The 14,324-nt window shown below is 63.2% G+C and carries 10 protein-coding genes; 9 read left to right on the forward strand and 1 reads right to left on the reverse strand.

What is annotated here, in order from left to right; translation table 11 throughout:
- Positions 1-29 precede the first annotated feature (29 nt).
- Positions 30-2,321, forward strand: coding sequence for a 5-methyltetrahydropteroyltriglutamate--homocysteine S-methyltransferase (metE, locus tag ACREXZ_RS13700; RefSeq protein ID WP_431764623.1), 2,292 nt, complete (start codon positions 30-32; stop codon positions 2,319-2,321).
- Between the two features lie 46 nt (positions 2,322-2,367).
- Here metE (ACREXZ_RS13700) and cobF read toward each other — a convergent pair whose 3' ends face one another.
- On the reverse strand, positions 2,368-3,132 hold the full coding sequence (gene cobF, locus ACREXZ_RS13705) for a precorrin-6A synthase (deacetylating) (RefSeq protein ID WP_431764624.1): 765 nt from the start codon (positions 3,130-3,132) through the stop codon (positions 2,368-2,370).
- 211 nt (positions 3,133-3,343) lie between these two features.
- On the opposite strand from cobF, the gene metE (ACREXZ_RS13710) reads away from it, so the two are divergent.
- From metE (ACREXZ_RS13710) to ACREXZ_RS13745, 8 genes are all read left to right on the forward strand, one after another.
- The gene (metE, locus tag ACREXZ_RS13710; protein ID WP_431764625.1) at positions 3,344-5,662 is read left to right on the forward strand and encodes a 5-methyltetrahydropteroyltriglutamate--homocysteine S-methyltransferase; all 2,319 of its coding nucleotides are present in this window, start codon (positions 3,344-3,346) and stop codon (positions 5,660-5,662) included.
- A 198-nt stretch (positions 5,663-5,860) separates the two neighbouring features.
- Positions 5,861-6,880: an alcohol dehydrogenase gene (locus ACREXZ_RS13715; protein WP_431764626.1), complete on the forward strand. Its 1,020-nt coding sequence runs from the start codon at positions 5,861-5,863 to the stop codon at positions 6,878-6,880.
- A gap of 355 nt (positions 6,881-7,235) precedes the next feature.
- The gene (locus ACREXZ_RS13720) at positions 7,236-8,321 is read left to right on the forward strand and encodes a porin (RefSeq protein WP_431764627.1); all 1,086 of its coding nucleotides are present in this window, start codon (positions 7,236-7,238) and stop codon (positions 8,319-8,321) included.
- A gap of 240 nt (positions 8,322-8,561) precedes the next feature.
- On the forward strand, positions 8,562-9,803 hold the full coding sequence (locus ACREXZ_RS13725; protein ID WP_431764628.1) for an SfnB family sulfur acquisition oxidoreductase: 1,242 nt from the start codon (positions 8,562-8,564) through the stop codon (positions 9,801-9,803).
- Positions 9,804-9,807: 4 nt separating this feature from the next.
- Entirely contained in the window at positions 9,808-11,028 is a 1,221-nt protein-coding gene (locus ACREXZ_RS13730; protein ID WP_431764629.1) for an SfnB family sulfur acquisition oxidoreductase, read from the forward strand.
- Between the two features lie 19 nt (positions 11,029-11,047).
- Positions 11,048-12,445: an LLM class flavin-dependent oxidoreductase gene (locus tag ACREXZ_RS13735; RefSeq protein ID WP_431764630.1), complete on the forward strand. Its 1,398-nt coding sequence runs from the start codon at positions 11,048-11,050 to the stop codon at positions 12,443-12,445.
- Positions 12,446-12,489: 44 nt separating this feature from the next.
- Positions 12,490-13,584, forward strand: a complete 1,095-nt coding sequence (locus ACREXZ_RS13740; protein WP_431764631.1) for a substrate-binding domain-containing protein — start codon at positions 12,490-12,492, stop codon at positions 13,582-13,584.
- A 94-nt stretch (positions 13,585-13,678) separates the two neighbouring features.
- Positions 13,679-14,257, forward strand: a complete 579-nt coding sequence (locus ACREXZ_RS13745; RefSeq protein WP_431764632.1) for an NnrU family protein — start codon at positions 13,679-13,681, stop codon at positions 14,255-14,257.
- The last annotated feature ends 67 nt before the right edge of the window (positions 14,258-14,324 follow it).

The following is a 14,324-nucleotide window of genomic DNA, read 5'->3' on the forward strand; positions in this document are numbered from 1 at the left end:
CCGCAACCTGACCGAATCAAGGCGACCTGATGGCAACGACACACAATCTCGGCTTCCCCCGTATCGGCGCGAAGCGCGAACTGAAATTCGCGCTGGAGTCGTACTGGAAAGGCGAATCCTCGCTTGGCGAACTGAAGGCGCTCGGCGCGCAGTTGCGTCAACGTCATTGGGAAAACCAGACGAATCTCGACCACGTGCCGGTGGGCGACTTCGCGTTCTACGACCAGGTGCTGGACATGAGCTTCACGTTGGGCAACCTGCCGGAACGAGTGCAAGGTTTTCACGGCGACGCGCTCGACAACACCTTCCGCGTCGCCCGCGGCCGCTCGGCCAAGGGTGCCGAAGACCACAACGCGTGCTGCGGCGGCGTGGCCGCCGGCGAGATGACCAAGTGGTTCGACACCAACTACCACTACATCGTCCCCGAATTCAGTGCCACGACCGAATTCAAACTGGATGCGTCGCGCCTGCTGGAACAACTGACGGAAGCCACGGCGCAGGGTGTGAAGGCCAAGCCGGTGATCGTCGGCCCGGTGACCTATCTGGCGCTCGGTAAGGCTAAGGACGAGTCGAACAAGCGGGCGCTGCTGCCGCGCCTGCTGCCGGTATATGCGGAACTGCTGGCGATGCTGGCCGCGCAAGGCGTCGAATGGGTTCAGATTGACGAGCCGATTCTCGTCACCGAGCTGTCCGCCGAATGGCAACAGGCATACACCATTGCGTACGAGGCGCTCGCCAACGGCAACGTGAAGCTGCTGCTGGCAACGTACTTCGGCCCGTTGCTCGACAACCTGTCGCTGGCCTGCAAACTGCCGGTGCAGGGCCTGCATCTGGATGCGATCAATGCCCGCGCCGAAGTCGATGCGGTGATGGCTCAACTGCCGCAGGATCGCGTGCTGTCGCTGGGCGTGATCAACGGTCGCAACATCTGGAAGACCGATCTGGCGAGCGTACTCGACTGGCTCGAACCGGTTGCCAGGCGCCTGGGCGATCGCCTGTGGATCGCACCGTCATGCTCGCTGCTGCACGTGCCGGTCGATCTCGACAGCGAGCAGAAGCTGGATGCGGAAGTCTGCTCATGGCTCGCGTTCGCGCTGCAGAAACTGGGTGAATTGAAGGTGCTGGCCACGGCGTTGAACCAGGGCCGCGAGGCGGTCAAGGCAGAGCTGGCCGCGAACAGCGCAGCGATTGCCGCGCGCCGCGGTTCTTCGCGTGTCAACAACCCGACGGTCAAGGCCGCGCTCGCGAAGATCAATCCGGCGTTGGGTCAGCGCAAGCATCCCTATCCGTCGCGCGCCGACAAGCAGGCTGCGTTGCTGAACCTGCCGGCTTACCCCACGACGACCATCGGTTCGTTCCCACAGACCCGCGAAATCCGCCATGCGCGCAGCCAGTTCAGGAGCGGCGCACTGGATGCAGCCGGCTACAAGGCCGCGATGCAAGCCGAGATCGAACGCAGCGTGCGCGAGCAGGAAGCCCTCGGTCTCGACGTGCTGGTGCACGGCGAAGCCGAGCGCAACGACATGGTGGAGTACTTCGGCGAGCAGCTCGACGGCTACGCGTTCAGCCAGTTCGGCTGGGTGCAGTCGTATGGCTCGCGCTGCGTGAAGCCGCCTGTCCTGTTCGGCGACATCAGCCGTCCGAAGGCGATGACCGTCGAGTGGATCAAGTATGCGCAGTCGCTCACGAGCAAGCCGATGAAGGGCATGCTGACCGGCCCGGTCACGATTCTGAACTGGTCGTTCGTGCGCGACGACCAGCCACGGTCGGTGTCGTGCTACCAGCTCGCGCTGGCGATCCGCGAGGAAGTGCTCGACCTCGAAAAGGCCGGCGTGCGCGTGATCCAGATCGACGAGGCCGCATTGCGCGAAGGTTTGCCGCTGCGGCAATCGCAGTGGCAGGAATACCTCGACTGGGCCGTGCAATCGTTCCGTATCACGGCGAACGGTGTGGAAGACGAGACGCAGATCCACACGCATATGTGTTATTCGGAGTTCAACGACATCATCGCGTCGATCGCCGACATGGACGCCGACGTGATCACCATCGAAACGTCGCGCTCGGATATGGAGCTGCTCGACGCGTTCGACAACTTCAACTATCCGAACGAGATCGGGCCGGGCGTGTACGACATTCACTCGCCGAACATCCCGACGCAGGAGCACATCGTGCAACTGATGAAGAAGGCCGCCGAACGCATTCCGGCGCAGCGCTTGTGGGTGAATCCGGACTGCGGCCTGAAGACGCGTCAGTGGGAAGAAGTCATTCCGGCACTGACGAACATGGTGGCGGCTGCGAAGACGTTGCGGGCTTCCGTCTGAGGCTTGCGCAATGCTCCTTTCGGAGTGCGTGGCGCACGGCACCGCATCACGTGCCGTTGCGCCTGCGCAGCAGATAGGTGTCCATGATCCAGCCATGGGTGCGGCGCGCGTCGGCTCTGACGCGTTCGATTTCGTCCATCACGTCGCAGAGCTTTCCTGCAATGAGAATTTCGTCGGGCGTTCCCACATAGGCGCCCCAGTAGATGTCCAGGTCCTGATCCGCGAGATGCCGGTACGCGTTCTGCGAGTCGAGCATCACCACCACGCTGTCGACGTTGTCCGGGAATCCTTCGGCGATCGTGCGGCCGTTGGTGATCTCGATCGAACGGCCGATCAGATTCAGCGGAATCTTGTGCTGCGCCGCGAGTGCCTGGACGCTGCTGATGCCGGGAATCACGTCGTAGTCGAACGCGTGCGTGCCGTCTCTTGCGATGGTTTCGACGATGCGGATCGTGCTGTCGTACAGCGACGGGTCGCCCCACACCAGGAAAGCGCCGATTTCCCCGTCGCTCATCTCGTCCGAGATCAGGCGTTCGAATATCGCCTGCTTGTCGCGGTTCAGTTCGTCGACCGCCGCTCTGTATTCGATCTCGTCGCGCCGGCGTTCGGGGCTGGTCGCCTCGACGATGCGATAGCGATCGCCGTCGACAAACCGTTCGATGATCTGCTTGCGCAGCGCGATCAGTTTCTCTTTCGCGACGCCTTTATCCATCACGAAGAACACGTCGGCCTGGTTGAGCGCATTGATCGCCTGAACGGTCAGGTAGTCCGGATTGCCGGCGCCGATTCCGATGATCAGGATTTTTTTCATTGATCGGCGCACTCGGCGGCGACCCGCTTGTCGGGCCCGGAGATCGCAATGAGTGGCCGGAGATGACGCAGTTCAAGCATGGTGTGGTTCGGGGAGGGTGGGCATCGCCCTATGGAAGACATGAATATGCTTCATAGGATGATGAAAACATGTCGCTTGATGAATCATAGCGCGACTTTCAAACTGTCGACCATTCATTCGGGGATTCATCATGGTTCGCACTCACATACACGGCTTTCCGCGCATTGGCGCGCATCGCGAGCTCAAGTTCGCGCAGGAATCGTTCTGGCGTGGCGAGTCCGACGATACCTGTCTGCGAAGCGTCGCAAAGGAATTGCGCGCCCGTCATTGGGAACAGCAGCGGGCGGCGAAGCTGGACTTCGTGACGGTCGGCGATTTCGCGTATTACGACCAGATGCTGAATCTGACCGCGCTGCTCGGTGCGCTGCCGGAGCGCTTCGGATTCGAGCCCGCGACGCTGACGCTGGCGCAGTACTACGACCTCGCGCGTGGCAACGCTGCGCAGCCGGCGATGGAAATGACCAAGTGGTTCGATACCAACTACCACTACCTCGTGCCGGAACTTGGACCGCAGACCGCTTTCAACGGTGGGGTCGACTGGTTCTTCGACGAGATCGACGAAGCACTCGCGCTGAATCTGCCGGTCAAGCCCGTGCTGATCGGACCGATCACTTATTTATGGCTGTCCAGGAGCGATATCGCTGGCCTTGATCGGCTGTCGTTGCTGCCGAGGCTCGTGGTCCGCTACATGCGCCTCGTCGAGACGCTGAAGGAACGCGGTATCGAGTGGCTGCAGTTCGATGAGCCCGCGCTTTGCCTCGACCTCGACGAGGAATGGCTTGAAGCGTTCTCCGCGACGTACGACGTACTGGGCACGCTGGGCGTGAAGGTTTTGCTGGCGACGTATTTCGACACGGCCGCCGATCGTGCGCCGCTCGTTGCGAAACTGCCGGTCCACGGCGTGCATATCGATCTCGTCAGAGCGCCGCAGCAACTCGATACGTGGCACAAGGCGCTGCCTGTGGACACGGTGCTGTCGGCCGGTGTGATCGATGGGCGGAATGTCTGGCGCGCGGATCTGGCCGACATCGTCGAGTCGCTGCGGGTCATGCATGCGGAACGCGGTGACCGTCTGTGGGTTGCGCCGTCGTGTTCGTTCCTGCACGTGCCGGTTACGCTCGAGTCGGAAAAGAAGCTGGATCCCGACCTGAAGTCGTGGCTAGCATTCGCGACGGAAAAACTCGATGAGATCGGCACGATCGCGCTCGCGCTGCGCGATCCGGCCGCGGCGGAGCCTGCGCTCGCGGCCGCGGATCGCGTACTGGACGCGCGGCGCGCGTCGAGCGCGGTGACTAACGTGCTCGTGCAAAGAAGGGCCGCGGCCGTGACGGACGCGATGGCCAGCCGCAAGAGCCCCTTCGAAGACCGCAGCAGGGTGCAGCGTCATTCGCTGAAGTTGCCGCTGCTGCCGACCACCACGATCGGCTCGTTCCCACAGACGTCCGCGATCCGGCAGGCGCGCGCGGCTTATCGGCGCGGCGAACTGAGTGCGCTCGACTACCTTGAACGCATGCGCGCGGAAACCGCGACGATATTGCGCAAGCAGGAAGAACTCGGCCTCGATGTGCTCGTGCACGGCGAGGTGGAACGCAACGACATGATCGAGTTTTTCGCCGACAAGCTGTGGGGCTGCACGTCGACGGAAAACGGTTGGATTCAGAACTACGGTTCGCAATGCGTGAAGCCGCCGGTCATCTATGGCGACGTCTACCGGCCCGAGCCGATGATCGTGGATGCCGCCTGTTACGCGCAGTCGTTGACGGACCGGCTGCTGAAGGGCGTATTGACCGGCCCGGTGACGATGCTCGAATGGTCGTTCGTGCGCGACGATCAGCCGCGCTGGACCACCGCGCTGCAACTGGCGCTGGTGATTCGCGACGAGGTCATCGACCTCGAAAAGGCTGGCATCCGCATCATCCAGATCGACGAGCCCGCGTTTCGCGAAGGGCTACCGTTGCGCCAGGACGGCTGGGCGACGTACCTGGAATGGGCGACGCGCGCGTTCAGGATTGCCGCGGGCGGCGTGTCGGACGCGACGCAGATCCACACGCATATGTGCTATTCGGAGTTCAACGACATCCTGCCGTCGATCGCGGCCCTCGACGCGGACGTCATCACGATCGAGACGTCGCGTTCGTCGATGAAATTGCTCGACGGCTTCGGCGCATTCGCGTATCCGAACGGCATCGGTCCCGGTGTTTACGACACCCATTCGCCGCGCGTGCCCAGCGTCGACACGATGCAGCTCCTGCTCGAGCGTGCGTGCAACGTGATCCCCGCCGAGCGTCTTTGGGTCAACCCGGATTGCGGCCTGAAGACGCGCGGCTGGCCGGAGACCGAAGCCGCGCTGATCAACATGATCGTGGCCGCGAAGGGCATGCGGCAGAAGCTCCAGGCCGAACGCGTCAAAGAGGTTCAGTCGCTCGCCGGCGCAACACACGAGAACTGAAATCGTCGCGGATCGATCGGCCATATTCGAGCATTACAATGAGAGCCGCCCGCGCAAGGCGCCGACCTACCGTTCGCCATCCAGGTTTCGACGCGCCGCGACTTCACTACAAACGGTGTCCGGGTTTCATCGGATGCGGGCAGTTTCAGACACCCCCAGGCACACCGCAGGGATTTCTTCCATATCAAGGAGCAATCGATGCGAACGATGCGCGCAGTTCAGGTAGCGAAAGCGAACGGTCCTCTGGAACTCGTCGAACGCGACGTGCCGGAACCGCCCGAAGGGCATGTGCTGATCAAGGTGCAGGCCTGCGGAATTTGCCATAGCGACTCGCTTACGAAGGAAGGCCACTGGCCCGGTCTGCAGTTTCCGCGTGTGCCGGGGCACGAGATCGCGGGTGTGATCGACCGGCTCGGTGAGGGTGTCGAAGAGTGGCGGGTCGGACAACGGATCGGCGTGGGCTGGCACGGTGGCCACTGCGGCCATTGCGACAGTTGCCGGCACGGCGACTTTGTCCTGTGCAAGACCGCGCTGATACCCGGCATCAGCTACGACGGCGGGTACGCGGAATACATGGTGGCGCCGCAGGAAGCGCTGGCGAGCATTCCCGACGATCTGTCCGACGTCGATGCCGCGCCGCTTCTTTGTGCCGGTATCACCACGTTCAACGCGTTGCGCAATAGCGGAGCGCGCGCGGGCGATGTGGTTGGGATACTCGGGATCGGCGGACTCGGCCATCTCGGCGTGCAGTTCGCGCGCAAGATGGGCTTCGTCACGGTGGCCATCGCGCGCGGACAGGACAAGGCGCCGCTCGCGAAACAGCTCGGCGCACATCATTACGTCGACAGCGAATCGCAGAACGTCGGCGAAGCGTTGCAGGCACTCGGCGGCGCGCGCGTCATTCTTGCGACAGTCACGAGCGGCAAGGCGATGAGCGCCGCGCTCGGCGGCCTCGGTCGCAACGGCAAGCTGATCATGGTCGGTGTATCGCAGGAGCCTGTCGAAGTCCCTGTCACGCAGTTCGTCATGGGTCGCAATTCGGTTCAGGGCTGGCCGTCCGGTACCGCGGCGGATTCGCAGGAGACGCTCGCGTTCAGCGCGTTATCCGGCGTGAAGCCGATGATCGAGGAATATCCGCTGTCCCGTGCAGCAGAGGCCTACGACCGGATGATGAGCGGCAAGGCGCGCTTCAGGGTCGTACTGACGACAGACAAATAAAATAAACCGGACATCGCCGGCCGATATTGGCCGGCGATTTAAGCGAGTGCGCTTATGCCCGGTGGGTATCGGCCGGCAGTATTAGAAAAAAAGCGCTCGTTCCCGCTCGTTCCCATCTGCCGGCAACCGCCGGCACCCCGTTATAACTGCGTCGATCAACGGCGTCATCGTCGAGAAGTCAACTCCATGTTGCGGTCGGGCAACATTGAAGCGAATTCATAAAACAATTGAATTTGTCGGAAATATCATCGCCACACTTCATGCGCTGATTTCTCCTGGCGTATCGAATTTCATCACAATGCGTGCGCTTATGCTTCTGCGCATCGCCGGCCTGAACAAAATGATGGGGACATTAATGAAAAAGACTACTGCGGCGTTTGGCGTCGCTCTGCTTACCCTTTCCGCACAATCGGCTTTTGCACAGAGTTCAGTAACGTTGTATGGCCTGGTCGATACGAGCATCCGTTATCTGACCAATGCCAATTCGAAGAACGACAGTCAGGTTTCGATGGGCGAGGGCGTTGAAACACCCAGCCGCTTCGGCTTGAAAGGCAGTGAAGATCTCGGCGGCGGCACGTCGGTGATCTTCAAGTTGGAGAATCAGTTCCAGTTGTGGTCCGGCAAATTCGATAACAGCAACAACACACTTTTCCAACGTAATGCTTACGTCGGGCTGTCGAACGACAAGTACGGCACGCTGACCCTCGGTCGCCAGCAGACGCCGTTCTTCGACATGATGGGCAACGTCTATGACCCGTTGACCGTCGCCGACTACTGGCAGGACAGCTACGTCTACAACCCGGTCGGCCCGTTCCTGTTCACCAATAGCTCCGTCAAGTACACCGGCCAGTTCGGCGGCCTGCACGTGGAAGGCATGTACGGCTTCGGCGGCGTCGCGGGCAGCACCGGCGAGAACAGCATGTACGGCCTGACCGCGTCGTACGCGTTTGGCCCGCTGTCGGCCGACGTGGGCTTCCAGCAGAACGACGTCTCCGGCAAGAAGTTCAACATCGTGAACGTGAGCACGGCCTATTCGATCACGCCGACCCTGAAGCTGCTGGCAGGCTGGCTGCATTCGCAGGACAACACCGGTCTCGCCGACCTCGATATGCAGCAGTCCGGCGCGCCGACGCTGCCGCGCGTGAGCCCGAACCGCATCGACGACAGCTTCTACGTCGGTTCGACGTGGCAGGTCACGCCGCCGCTGGCGCTGACGTTCGCCGGCTACTACGATCACGCCCGCAACGCGGCGAAGCTCGACGGCTCGCTCGGCGTCGGCGTCAACTACTCGGCCACGGTACTCGCCGAATACTCGCTGTCGAAGCGGACCGAAGTGTATGGCACGGTCGACTTCACCCGCGGCAACGGCGCGTTCCTCGCCGACTACCCGGGCCGCAACAACCAGACCGGCGTCGCGATCGGCCTGCGCAACATCTTCTGATTGCACGGCCCGGCCAAGCGCCGGGTTTGTCGTGTCAGCAAAAACCGCACGCGTTATACAACGCGTGCGGTTTTTTTTATGCTCTCGAGCATTCATCTTTGCTCGTTCCGTGCGCGCAACGATAAGCGCACATGCAAGCCGCCTTGCCCGTGCAAGGAATATTCATTGCCGAAACGTTCAGTTTGCGCCCGCGACCCCCGCTGATAGATTGAGCGCACAGTCACTACAGCGGAGATTCGCATGGCCGAGCTCGACGAAAAGGCTTTGTCGCAAGCGGTGGGAACCGATGCGCTTAGCACGGCACATGTTATTGCAGACGACGCCGACGCTATCGCAGCGGCACACGCGCTGGCGCAGCGGCTCGTGAAAGATGCAGCGGTGCGCGATCGCGAACGCCGTTTGCCGCACGAGGAAATCGAGTGGTTCTCGCAGTCGGGGTTGTGGGCGATTACGGTACCGAAAGTCTATGGCGGCGCGGGCGTGTCGTTCGTTACGCTAACCGAGGTCGTGAAGATCGTCGCCGCAGCCGATCCGTCGCTCGGGCAACTGCCGCAGAACCACTACGGGCTCGTCGACGTGATCGCGCTGACGGGTACGGACGAGCAGAAGCGCTTCTTCTTCGGCGAGATCCTGAACGGTCGACGCTTCGGTAACGGCTTCTCCGAGAAGGGCACGAAGCACGTGCTCGATCTGAAGACCCGTGTGCGGCGCGACGGCGATCAATACGTAGTGGACGGTACGAAGTTCTATTCGACCGGCGCGCTGTTCGCGCACTACGTGCCGGTGCTCGGACTCGACGACGATCGCAAGGGCTGGCTCGCCTATATTCCGAAGGGCACGCCGGGGTTGTCGGTCATCGACGACTGGTCCGGCTTCGGCCAGCGCACGACCGCGAGCGGCACTGTCGTGCTGGAGAACGTGCGGGTGCCGGCTTCGCATGTGTTTCCCGCGCATCGCGTGTCGGACTTCCCGACGCTGAACGGTCCGATCTCGCAGATCATCCAGGCCGCGATCGACGCGGGCATCGCGCGCGCCGCGGTCGACGATACGCTGACGTTCGTACGCACGCGCTCGCGGCCGTGGATCGACAGCAAGGTCGAACGCGCAAGCGACGATCCTTTGACGTTGCGCGAGATCGGTCACCTGCACATCCAGCTGCATGCGGCCGAGGCGCTGCTCGAACGCGCGGCGCGCACGCTCGACGACATCGCCGCGCAACATGACACGAGCGAAGACGACGTCGCACGCGCATCGGTGGCGGTCGGCGAGGCGAAGGTGCTGACCACCGAAATCGCGCTGCTCGCGAGCGAGAAGCTGTTCGAACTGGCGGGCACCCAGGCGACGCTCGCCGAGCACAACCTCGATCGCCACTGGCGCAATGCGCGCACGCATACGCTGCACGATCCGGTGCGCTGGAAGTATCACCTCGTCGGCAACTACTATCTGAACGGCGTCAAACCGGCGCGTCATCCGTGGAACTGATGTCATGAGCGCATTGCCACAACCGGTTTCTCATGCACATCAACGAGCGGGGCGGATCGAAAACGACTCGCACGCGCTCGACGTCGCGCGCTCGCTAGCGGACACGTTCGCACAGGGCGCATCGGAGCGCGATCGTGAGCGGCGTCTGCCGTTCGACGAGATCGATGCGTATTCGGCGAGTGGGCTATGGGGCATCGCGGTGCCGCGCGAATTCGGCGGCCCGCAGGTGTCGTTCGCGACGCTCGCCGAAGTGACGGCGATCATCTCCGCTGCCGATCCCGCGTTGGGCCAGATTCCGCAAAACCATTTCTTCATGCTCGACGTGCTGCGCGTGAACGGCACGCGCGAGCAGCAGGCGTTCTACTTCGAACGCGCGCTCGCCGGCGATCGCTTCGGCAATGCGCTGTCCGAACGCGGCACGAAGACCGTGCGCGACTATCGCACGACGCTCACGCTAGATGGTGCCGGTTTTCGGCTGAACGGCACGAAGTACTACTCGACCGGCGCGTTGTTCGCGCAATGGATTCCGGTCGTCGCGAAAGCGGCCGACGACACGCTGTATGTCGCGTTCACGCCGGCCGATGCGCCGGGGCTGTCGGTCGTCGACGACTGGTCGGGCTTCGGTCAGCGTACGACCGGCAGCGGCACGACGACGCTCGACAACGTGTACGTCGAGGCTGCGGCGGTGGTGCCGTACAGTTCAGCGTTCGATGCGCGGCCGACGACGGTCGGCCCACTCGGCCAGCTGATTCATGCGGCCGTTGATCTCGGCATCGCGCGTGCGGCGTTCGCCGATGCGCGACGCTTCGTGCGCGACCGGTCGCGGCCGTGGATCGACAGCGGCGTCGAACGGGCCAGCGACGATCCGCTGACGCTCGAACTGTTCGGCAAGCTCGCGCTGCAACTGCACGCGGCCGATGCGCTTGTCGAGCGCGCGGGCCGCAGCGTCGATGCGGCGGCTGCGCATTCCGACGAGCACACGGTGGCGGCGGCGTCGATCGCGGTTGCGCAGGCACGCGCGGCGACGACTGAGATCGCGTTGCAGGCGTCGACGCGATTGCTCGAACTCGCGGGTACGCAGGCGACGCTCGCCGAGCATAACCTCGATCGCCACTGGCGCAACGCGCGCACGCATACGCTGCACGATCCGGTGCGCTGGAAGTACATCGCGATCGGCAACTACTATCTGAACGACGCGCTGCCGCCGCGTCATGGCGCGCTATAACGCAGTCTGGATTCCGACGATGACCCGACAGATCCGCCTCAACGCGTTCGACATGAACTGCGTCGGACACCAATCGCCCGGCTTGTGGGCGCATCCGCGCGACACGTCGTGGCGCTACAAACATCTCGACTACTGGACGAGCCTCGCGAAGCTGCTCGAACGCGGCAAGTTCGACGGGCTGTTTATCGCCGACGTGCTGGGCATCTACGACGTGTTCCAGGGCAGCGGCGAGGCGGCGATCCGTCAGGCCGCGCAGGTGCCCGTCAACGACCCGGTTCTGCTCGTCTCCGCGATGGCCAACGTGACGGAGCATCTCGGCTTGGGCGTGACGTGCTCGCTGTCGTACGAGCATCCGTACCCGTTCGCCCGCCGCATGTCGACACTCGATCATCTGACCGGTGGACGTGTCGGCTGGAACATCGTCACGTCGTATCTGGACAGCGCGGCGCGCAACATCGGGCTGCCGAGCCAGGCGAATCACGACGAACGCTATGCGCTCGCCGACGAATACCTCGATGTCTGCTACAAGCTGTGGGAATCGTCGTGGGAAGACGATGCAGTAGTGCGCGACGTCGAGCGTCGCGTGTTCACCGAGCCGTCGAAGGTGCATCCGATCGGTCATCACGGTACCTACTTCGACGTGCCGGGCATCCATCTGTGCGAGCCGTCGCCGCAGCGCACGCCAGTGCTGTATCAGGCGGGCGCGTCGAAACGCGGCAAGGACTTCGCCGCGCAGCACGCGGAATGTATTTTCATCGCGGCACCTTCACGCACGATCCTGAAGAATTTCGTCACCGACATCCGCGCGCGCGTGAAGTCGTTCGGCCGCGATCCGCACGACGTACTGATCTTCAACCTGCATACGGTGATTACCGGCAAGACCTCGGCGGAAGCGCACGCGAAGCACGCGGACTATCGCCGCTATGCGAGCGACGAAGGTGCGCTCGCGCTGATGTCCGGCTGGACCGGCATCGATCTGTCGAAGTACTCGCTCGACGAACCGCTGCGGCATATCGAGAGCAATGCGGTGCAGTCGGCGGTGGAGGCGCTGTCGAGCGCCGACCTGACGCGCGTGTGGACCGTGCGCGAGATCGCGAAGTGGGGAGGCATTGGCGGGCTGGGGCCGCTGTCGGTCGGCGACCCGCAGGAAATCGCCGACGAACTGCAGTCGTGGATCGACGAGACCGATGTCGACGGCTTCAACCTCGCCTATGCGCTGACGCACGAAACGTTCACCGATTTCGTCGACCTGGTGGTGCCGGAACTGCAACGGCGCGGTGTCTACAAGACCGACTACGCACCGGGGACGCTGCGCGAGAAACTGCACGGCGGCGGTGCGCGGCTCGCCGAGCCACATCCGGGCGCGCGCTATCGCGCGATGCATACAGCAGGGACAGCGCAGACCGCGCACGAATAGCTCTTTCTGTTTTTTCGCGTCAACCCACACATAAAGGACTCTCGATGAGACCGCTCGTCCGTGTTGCGCGCCGCGTGCGCGCATCGCAACGCATTGCTGCTGCATTGGCCGTACTGACCGTATTCGGATTGACCGCGCTCGGCGTCGCGACACCGGTTGCACACGCGGCCTCGCTGCAAGGCGCACCCGCGCCGTTCGACAAGGGCGGCGTGAAGATCGCGCTGGTCAACTATCTGTCGACCGGCGATTTCTTCCAGGCGTACGAGGCCGGCGCGCAGAAACAGGCGAAAGCGCTCGGCATCGACCTGCGCATTTACGAAGGCCGTCAGGACGCGGCCGAACAGCGCGAGCAGATCCAGCAGGCGATCAGCCTCGGCGTGTCGGCGATCATCGTCAATCACGGGTTGCCGGAGTCGTTGAAGGACGTCGTGCAGCGCGCGCTCGACAAGGGCATCAAGGTCGTCGCGTTCGACGTCGACCTGAACAACCCGAAAGTGCCGCAGATCGAACAGAGCGATCGCGATCTCGCGACGCTGTTGCTCGATCGCGCGGTGAAGGATAACGGCGATGCGTTCTCGGCAGGCTACGTGTACGTGGCCGGTTTCGCGCCACTCGACCGGCGCGACGCGGTGTGGCGCAGCTTCAAGGAAGCGCATCCGAAGGTGCAGGAAAAGGCGCGCTGGGGCACCGTCGACAATCCGATCGCGCAGTCGGTCGCGAATCAGTCCGCGGCTGCGTATCGTGCGCATCCCGACATTCGTGTCGTGTTCGCGCCTTACGACGAATTTGCACGCGGCGCGAAGCTTGCAGCCGACGAAGCGAAGCTGTCGTCGAAGATCCGCATCTACAGCGCCGACATCTCGACCGCCGACATCGAGGCGATCCGTGCGCCGGGCAGCGCCTGGGTTGCGACCGCGGCGACCAACCCGGCCGTGGTCGGCGCGGTGTCGGTGCGGGCGGCGGCCCTGCTGGTCGCGGGGCAGAACCCGGGCAGCCGGATCGCTGTCAAGCCCGCGCTGATCACGCGCGACGACCTCGTGAAGAACGATATCCACACGATCGCCGAACTCGGCGCGAAGTTTCCGGCGTTCCGCGACAGCGACGCGGCAAAGGCGCCGTGGATTCCGTCCGCCGATTGAACAGTCAAGCGTATGTTGCCGTGCGTCTTGGCAACCCCCGGCTCCTGGGCGACAATCGCGGCCATCCGGGTTCGCCAGTCACGAGGAGCAGGTCATGTCGGTGCTGATACTGGGGCTGCTGATTTTTCTGGGCGTTCACTCGGTGCGGATTGTCGCGGAGGGATGGCGCCGCGCGCAGATCGCGCGGTACGGCGCCAACCTCTGGAAAACCGTCTACTCGATCGTGTCGATCGCCGGCTTCATCGTATTGATCTATGGCTACGGTCTCGCGCGGCGCGAACCGGTCGTCCTCTGGGCTCCTCCCGCCTGGGCACCGCATCTCGCCGGGCTGCTCACACTGTTTGCCTTCATTCTCTTTACGGCCGCGTACGTCCCGGAGACGCACTTCAAGGCGATCCTCAAGCATCCGATGGTGATCGGCATCGCGCTGTGGGCAATCGCGCATCTGCTCGCGAACGGCACGTTGAACGCGCTCGTGCTGTTCGGTGCGTTTCTCGTGTGGACGATCGTCGATTTCGCCGCGGCGCGCCGTCGCGATTTCGCCGACAGCATCGTGTATCCAGCGGGCAGACTCTCGCGCGACGTCCTGCCGGTGATCATCGGTGCCGTCGCCTGGGCGCTGTTCGCGTTCTGGCTGCACGGCTCGTGGATCGGCGTGCGACCGTTCGGCTAGCCGTCGTCCTCGTGCCGTCGCGCACCTGAATTTCCGAAAATTTGCCAGCTTTTCAAAATAGGTGTTG

Origin of the sequence: Paraburkholderia sp. (assembly GCF_050742655.1) — a bacterium.
In the GTDB taxonomy this organism is placed as follows: Bacteria; Pseudomonadota; Gammaproteobacteria; order Burkholderiales; family Burkholderiaceae; genus Paraburkholderia.

Bases quoted from the DNA above. Each gene is read 5' to 3' on its own strand.
- ACREXZ_RS13735 (WP_431764630.1), top strand. From the start codon at position 11,048: ATGACCCGACAGATCCGCCTCAACGCGTTCGACATGAACTGCGTCGGA.
- metE (WP_431764623.1), top strand. From the start codon at position 30: ATGGCAACGACACACAATCTCGGCTTCCCCCGTATCGGCGCGAAGCGC.
- ACREXZ_RS13745 (WP_431764632.1), top strand. From the start codon at position 13,679: ATGTCGGTGCTGATACTGGGGCTGCTGATTTTTCTGGGCGTTCACTCG.
- metE (WP_431764625.1), top strand. From the start codon at position 3,344: ATGGTTCGCACTCACATACACGGCTTTCCGCGCATTGGCGCGCATCGC.
- ACREXZ_RS13725 (WP_431764628.1), top strand. From the start codon at position 8,562: ATGGCCGAGCTCGACGAAAAGGCTTTGTCGCAAGCGGTGGGAACCGAT.
- ACREXZ_RS13730 (WP_431764629.1), top strand. From the start codon at position 9,808: ATGAGCGCATTGCCACAACCGGTTTCTCATGCACATCAACGAGCGGGG.
- ACREXZ_RS13740 (WP_431764631.1), top strand. From the start codon at position 12,490: ATGAGACCGCTCGTCCGTGTTGCGCGCCGCGTGCGCGCATCGCAACGC.
- cobF (WP_431764624.1), bottom strand. From the start codon at position 3,132: ATGAAAAAAATCCTGATCATCGGAATCGGCGCCGGCAATCCGGACTAC.
- ACREXZ_RS13715 (WP_431764626.1), top strand. From the start codon at position 5,861: ATGCGAACGATGCGCGCAGTTCAGGTAGCGAAAGCGAACGGTCCTCTG.
- ACREXZ_RS13720 (WP_431764627.1), top strand. From the start codon at position 7,236: ATGAAAAAGACTACTGCGGCGTTTGGCGTCGCTCTGCTTACCCTTTCC.